Origin of the sequence: Herbaspirillum lusitanum P6-12 (assembly GCF_000256565.1) — a bacterium.
GTDB lineage: Bacteria > Pseudomonadota > Gammaproteobacteria > Burkholderiales > Burkholderiaceae_D > Herbaspirillum > Herbaspirillum lusitanum.
Window position 1 is genome coordinate 1 of sequence record NZ_AJHH01000318.1, and the last position, 6,211, is coordinate 6,211.

Annotated in this window: 7 protein-coding genes and 1 pseudogene; 6 read left to right on the forward strand and 2 right to left on the reverse strand. The window is 61.0% G+C overall.

Going from position 1 to position 6,211, the window contains the following annotated elements; genetic code table 11:
• Positions 1–200 (forward strand): LysR substrate-binding domain-containing protein (locus HLUSI_RS27965; protein WP_040503347.1); only part of this gene is annotated, 200 nt, incomplete at its 5' end.
• Between the two features lie 6 nt (positions 201–206).
• Here the strand turns inward: HLUSI_RS27965 and HLUSI_RS0109930 are convergent.
• Positions 207–767 (reverse strand): PAS and helix-turn-helix domain-containing protein, encoded by a 561-nt coding sequence (locus HLUSI_RS0109930; RefSeq protein ID WP_016833823.1) that lies wholly within the window; start codon positions 765–767, stop codon positions 207–209.
• Positions 768–926: 159 nt separating this feature from the next.
• Between HLUSI_RS0109930 and HLUSI_RS0109935 the strand changes: the two genes are divergently transcribed.
• Both HLUSI_RS0109935 and HLUSI_RS0109940 read left to right on the forward strand, forming a co-directional pair.
• Positions 927–1,631, forward strand: coding sequence for a CoA transferase subunit A (locus tag HLUSI_RS0109935; protein ID WP_016833824.1), 705 nt, complete (start codon positions 927–929; stop codon positions 1,629–1,631).
• Positions 1,632–1,643: 12 nt separating this feature from the next.
• Positions 1,644–2,262 (forward strand): annotated as a pseudogene (locus HLUSI_RS0109940) (3-oxoacid CoA-transferase subunit B).
• A gap of 117 nt (positions 2,263–2,379) precedes the next feature.
• On the opposite strand, the gene HLUSI_RS0109945 reads toward HLUSI_RS0109940, so the two are convergent.
• On the reverse strand, positions 2,380–4,119 hold the full coding sequence (locus HLUSI_RS0109945; RefSeq protein WP_016833825.1) for a chloride channel protein: 1,740 nt from the start codon (positions 4,117–4,119) through the stop codon (positions 2,380–2,382).
• A gap of 275 nt (positions 4,120–4,394) precedes the next feature.
• Between HLUSI_RS0109945 and HLUSI_RS0109950 the strand changes: the two genes are divergently transcribed.
• From HLUSI_RS0109950 to HLUSI_RS0109960, 3 genes are all read left to right on the forward strand, one after another.
• A complete protein-coding gene (locus HLUSI_RS0109950; protein ID WP_016833826.1) occupies positions 4,395–4,733 on the forward strand; it encodes an STAS domain-containing protein in 339 nt (112 codons plus the stop codon).
• Positions 4,734–5,038: 305 nt separating this feature from the next.
• Positions 5,039–5,842, forward strand: coding sequence for an SDR family NAD(P)-dependent oxidoreductase (locus HLUSI_RS0109955; RefSeq protein WP_016833827.1), 804 nt, complete (start codon positions 5,039–5,041; stop codon positions 5,840–5,842).
• Between the two features lie 12 nt (positions 5,843–5,854).
• Positions 5,855–6,211, forward strand: a 357-nt coding sequence (locus HLUSI_RS0109960; protein ID WP_029363343.1) for a winged helix-turn-helix transcriptional regulator, incomplete at its 3' end; no start/stop codon positions are given.

Consider the following 6,211-nt stretch of genomic DNA (forward strand, 5'->3'; position numbering starts at 1 on the left):
TTGCCCATCTGCCATCCTATGCGGCTGCGCCATATGTGGCGTCCGGCAAGCTGGTGGCGCTGCTGCCGCAACACGAACCGACGGTGCTCGACATCTACGGCGTGTATGCCTCGCGCAAGCACATGCCTGCGACCTTGCGCACCATGCTGGATTTTTTGGCGGGGCGGTTTGCCGACGAGCCGGAATGGGGAGAGGGCTAGCCGGTTTCAGGGAGTGATGCTGAGCAGCTTGTGCACGAGTTCGGAAGACGTCGCCGCGCCGAATTTGCGCATCAGCCGGGCGCGGTGCATTTCCACGGTACGCGGGCTGAGTTCAACCTGGCGTGCGATCAGCTTGCTGGTCTTGCCTTCCACCAGCAGCGCGGCGATCTCGCGTTCGCGTGGCGTCAGTCCGGGAGCAAGCGGACGTTTGGCGCTGACGTCTTCAAAAGTCCAGATACCGGCCGCATGCGGATCGCCCTGCACCAGCGAGGCGCCGGTGACGTGGCACCAGAACATTTCATCGCTGGCGCGCTTCATGATGCGTTCGTCCGAATAGAACCCCTTTTCGTTGAGGATCGGCACCAGGCGCACGCCGGTGCGTTCGAATTCGTCCGCAGTCGGATACAGCACCATGAAGGACTGGCCCGACAGTTCACCCGGCGCATAGCCGAACATCTTCGCCAGCGCCAGATTGCTTTGCTGGATCACACGATTGTGCGACACGCACATGCCGATCGGGGCGTGCATGAATACTTGTTCGAAGTCGACGGAATGCGAGTTGCTCATTGTCCAGGGAAAGTTCTTGTATCGTAAAAATACTGGTCAGGATTCCGAATTCTAAGGCCTGGCGGGGATTCTAGGTATTTTTACCGTATTGTTGCTGCCCTATCAGCGTCCTATGATGCCTGCTGACATTTTGAACCTATAAGAATCGAAAGGAGACACGTGAATAAAGTCTATCCCGACGCGTCCAGCGCGTTATCCGACATCGTCAAGGACGGCCAGACGATTGCCGTCGGCGGCTTCGGCCTGTGCGGCATTCCCGAAGCGCTGATTGCGGCCTTGCGCGACTCCGGCGTACAGAACCTCACGGCGATTTCGAACAACGCCGGGGTCGATGGTTTCGGTCTCGGCCAGCTGCTGACCACGCGCCAGATCAAGAAAATGATCGCGTCCTACGTCGGCGAAAACAAGGAGTTCGAACGCCAGTACCTGGCCGGCGAACTGGAACTCGAATTCACCCCGCAAGGCACGCTGGCGGAAAAGCTGCGCGCCGGCGGCGCCGGCATCCCGGCGTTCTTCACCAAGACCGGTGTCGGCACCTTGGTCGCCGAAGGCAAGGAAATCCGCGAGTTCGACGGCGCCAAGTACGTCATGGAACGCTCGCTGGTGGCCGACGTCTCGCTGGTCAAGGCGCACAAGGCTGACAAGGCCGGCAACCTGGTCTTCAACAAGACCGCGCGCAACTTCAATCCCAACGTCGCCATGGCCGGCAAGATCACCGTGGTCGAAGTCGAGGAACTGGTTGAAGTCGGCGAGCTCGACCCGGACCAGATCCATACCGCCGGCATTTTCGTGCACCGCATCGTGGTCAACGCCACGCCGGAAAAGCGCATCGAACAACGCACGGTTTCGGCTGCGGCGAAATAAGGAGATCATGAAATGGCATGGACCAGAGACGAAATGGCTTTACGTCAACCTCGGCATCGGCTTGCCGACCCTGGTGGCGAATCACGTTCCCAAGGATATTGAAGTCTGGCTGCAATCGGAAAACGGCCTGCTCGGCATCGGCCCGTTCCCGACCGAAGACAAGGTCGACGCCGACCTGATCAACGCCGGCAAGCAAACCGTGACGACCATTCCCGGCTCGTCCTTCTTCGCCTCGGCGGATTCCTTCGGCATGATCCGCGGCGGCAAGATCAACATCGCGATCCTGGGTGCGATGCAGGTGTCGCAACAAGGCGACCTGGCCAACTGGATGATCCCGGGCAAGATGGTCAAGGGCATGGGCGGCGCGATGGACCTGGTGGCCGGTGTCGGCCGCGTGGTGGTGCTGATGGAGCACGTGGCCAAGGGCAAGGATGGCAGCATCTCGCAAAAGATCCTGAAGCAATGCAACCTGCCGCTGACCGGCGTGGGCGTGGTCAATCGCATCATCACCGATCTCGGCGTGATCGACGTGACGCCGCAAGGTCTGAAGCTGATCGAACTGGCCACCGGCGTGAGCAAGGAAGACGTGATCGCGAATACCGAAGCGGAGCTCGACGTCAGCGCAGTGTGATCATGCAGCACCAATAAGCATCAGCAAGCATCAGTTTGTTCTGCGTTCTCTTCGGAGAGCGAACGGCACAGGGGTCGAAGCCTGTGCCGTTTTTTATGCGCGTCTGATTCGTCTTGTTCAGCGCTGCGCCAGTCGTTCGCGCACGTGCTCTTCGTGGAATACCGTGTGCGCCGGTTTGACCAGGTCGCTGCGGCTGACGATGCCGATCAGCTGCAGTGACGAGGCATCGGCCACGACCGGCAGGCGCTCGACGTGATGTGCCGCCATGCGCCGCGCAATCGACTGGCAGGTTTCGGTGGAGAAGGCGAGCAGGGACGTGGACGACGTCAGCAGTTCACCGACGGGCGTGGCGGCGGCGTGCTTGTCGAGATGCCCGAGCAGGGCGTGGCGATCAAGCATGCCGATCAGCTTTCCCTTGTTGTCGCAGACCGGGAAGGCCCGATGCTGTTGCGTCGCGCCGAAGTAGACGGTAGCGATCTCCTCCAGACTGAGCGAGGCGGAAATCGTTACCGGCTCGCGCGTCATCACTTCTTCCACGAACATGCGTTCCTGCGGATCGACGCTGTACTCGCGATAAATGTGCAGGCCGCGCCGCGCGATCTTCTCGGTCATGATGGAGCGCCGCATGACCAGCACCGTGAAGCCGTAGGAAATCCCGGTCGCCAGCAGCAGCGGCAGGAAGGCGTTGAAGTCGCCCGTCAATCCCAGCGCAAACACCGCCGCCGTCAGCGGCGCACCGAGCACGCCGGACAGCACCGCCGCCATGCACACCAGCGGCCACAAGGCCGGATCGCTGCCGGGGACCACGTAAGCGATTGCGGTGCCAAGTCCTGCGCCCAGCATCAGCAAGGGCGCCAGCACGCCGCCGGAGGTGCCTGAACCGAGCGCAATCACCCAGATGATCGCTTTCACCACCAGCAAGGCCAGCACTGCCGACATCGCCAGGTGGTGGTTGAGCAGATCGGCGATGACGTCGTAGCCCACACCCAGCGCGCGCGGTTCGAAATAGCCGCCGATGCCGACTGCCACCGCCCCTAGCGCCGGCCACCACATCCAGTGCAGCGGCAAAGCGTGGAAACGGTCTTCAATCCAGTACAAGGCCATCGACATCGCGGATGACAATGCGCCGCTCAGCAGGCCGGCGACGATGCACACCAGCAGCGCCGACAAGCCGACCGGATCGGTGTGCAACGGGAACAGCGGTCCCGGTTCCAGCAGCAACGGCCGCGCAAAACCGGCTACCGCGCAGGCCAGGATCACCGGCAACAGACTGCGTGGCCGCCATTCGAACAGCAGCAGCTCCACCGCCAGCAGCACTGCTGCAACCGGTGTGCCGAACACCGCGGTCATGCCGGCCGTGGCGCCCGCGACCAACAAGGTTTTGCGCTCGGCGGCGCTGACGTGGAAATGCTGCGCGATCAGCGAGCCGATCGCGCCCCCGGTCATGATGATCGGTCCTTCGGCGCCGAACGGTCCGCCGCTGCCGATGACGATGCCCGACGCCAGCGGTTTGAGCACCGCAACCTTGCCGGACATCTTGCTCTTGCCGAACAGGATGGCTTCGATGGCTTCCGGGATGCCGTGGCCGCGGATCTTGTCCGAGCCGAAGCGCGCCATCAGTCCGACGATCAGTCCGCCGATGACCGGCACGATCACCACCACGATGCCCATCGTGTGGGTGGCGGGCGAGCGATCCGCAAGCGAGAACGTCTGGAAGAAAAACAGATTTGTAAAAAAATGGATCAGGTTCAGCAGCACGAAGGCAGCGACGGTGCTGATGCCACCGATGATGACGGCAATGCCGGCAAGAAAAAGTACACGGCGGTCGAGGCCGAAATCACGTTGGTGGCGGCGCATGGCGGGATTCAGAAGGGTGAGCAAAGAGGATGGCGTCCGGAAAACCGGAGCGGTTAAATATATCACAATGTGATGTATTTAATGAATTTGAGAAAAAACGATTCGGCGTTGGTATTTTTCCGCGGTTCAATGCGGAATATTTTCGTAATTCAGCGCTAATAAAATCGAGTTACAAAAAGATGAGGGGCGCTGGTAACGATTGGTAACCATTCGCGGCGCTCCGGTGCACGAGGCGCGTTCATAATACAAAGCCCTCACAACCGATGGAAGACACCATGAAGCTGGAAACCAGCCAAAATGACGGCGTGATGATCGTACGCGCCACCGGCCGTCTGGATGCCAATGGCGCCGGAGAATTTGTGGTTCAGTTGCGCGAGCAATGCGATGGTACGGCGAAAAAACTGATCCTTGATTTCAGCGGCCTGACCGAACTCGGGTCGGCCGGATTACGGGTGCTGTATCAGCTCAGCAAAAAAGCCCAAGGCGCACGGGATTGTCTCCTGGTGGCCGGCATGCGCCCGTCCGTGCGCGAAGTCTTTGACGATACCGGCTTTGTCGCGCTCTACAAAGTTGTCGATACCGTCGAAGAATGCCTGCACGCCAGTCACGTGTAACACTGCGCACATTTTCTTCCCGCCGGGAGCTCCCCGCATCCGGATCAGGCCATAGCGCCACATCTCGCCCGTGAACCCGCACACATGGGTGCATCACGCTGCACGCATTCTCCTCAGGTTATCCATCCGTTCTGACGCATCGTTGTCGGGGGTCGATCTCAGACATCGGGCATCGGGCCTCCGTTAGGCATTCCCTATCGTCCTGATTGAAATGATGAACTTGCTTGACTTTCGCCTAGTAACTATTATTATGCAAGTAACTGGCCGAATCGTCGGGCATTACCACTAACCTTTTGGAGAAAAAAATGAGCAACCCAACCAGCAACAAGCCCGGCACCGCCCTGATCACCGGCGCCTCGACCGGCATCGGCGCCACTTACGCAGACCGCCTGGCGCGCCGGGGCTACGACCTGATTCTGGTGGCGCGCGACGTCAAGCGCCTGGAAACGCTGGCCGCGCGCCTGCGCAAGGAAACTTCCGTCAAGGTCGAGATCCTGCCTGCCGATCTGGTCAACAAGGCCGACCTGCTGAAAGTCGAACAGCGCCTGCGCAGCGACGCCTCGGTGACCATGCTGCTCAACAACGCCGGCATGTCGATCTCGGGTGAGCTGGCCGACGGCGACATCGAACAATACGACGCCATGATCCAGCTCAACATCACCGCCGTACTGCGCCTGGCCGCAGCAATCGCGCCCGGCTTCATCGCGCGCAAGGGCGGCACGCTGATCAACGTCGCCTCGGTGCTGGCGCTGGCGCCTGAACTGTTCAACGGCGCCTACAGCGGCACCAAGGCCTTCGTGCTGAACCTGAGCCAATCGCTGCAAAAAGAACTGGGCAATCATGGCGTGCGCGTGCAGGCCGTGTTGCCGGGCGCCACCCGCACCGAAATCTGGGAGCGTTCCGGCACCGCCATCGAAAACCTGCCGGCCGAAATGCTGATGGAAGTGGACGATCTGGTTGACGCCGCGCTGGCCGGTCTCGACCTGGGCGAGCAAGTGACAATCCCATCGCTGCCCGACGTCGGCCAATGGGAAGCGCTGACCGCCGCACGTCACGCCATGGCCCCCAACCTGTCGCTCAGCAAGCCTGCCGCGCGCTATCTCAAGTAAGCCGATCCGCGCATGCGTCACAAATGCATAGCCGATGCGGAATGCCCCGTCGCTTGCACACTGCAGATGGTGGGCGAGTGGTGGAGCATTCTGATTCTGCGCGACTGCCTGCGCGGATTGACCCGCTTCGACCAGTTTCAGAAAAATCTGGCAATATCCCCCAACATGCTGACGCGCCGTCTGCAGACGTTGGTCGACGCCGGCCTGCTGGAGCGGCGCCGGTATCGCGAACATCCGCCGCGCTACGAATACATCCTGACTGAACGCGGCCGCGATTTTCGCATCGTGATCGCGGCGATGTACGACTGGGGCAGCCGCAACCTGCCGGTGGAAGGGTCTTCCACATCAGGGGGTGGCCGCCGTGATGCA

Excerpts from the sequence above, each read along its gene's own strand:
- HLUSI_RS0109930 (WP_016833823.1), bottom strand. The coding sequence starts at position 767 with ATGAGCAACTCGCATTCCGTCGACTTCGAACAAGTATTCATGCACGCC.
- HLUSI_RS0109945 (WP_016833825.1), bottom strand. The coding sequence starts at position 4,119 with ATGCGCCGCCACCAACGTGATTTCGGCCTCGACCGCCGTGTACTTTTT.
- HLUSI_RS0109950 (WP_016833826.1), top strand. The coding sequence starts at position 4,395 with ATGAAGCTGGAAACCAGCCAAAATGACGGCGTGATGATCGTACGCGCC.
- HLUSI_RS0109955 (WP_016833827.1), top strand. The coding sequence starts at position 5,039 with ATGAGCAACCCAACCAGCAACAAGCCCGGCACCGCCCTGATCACCGGC.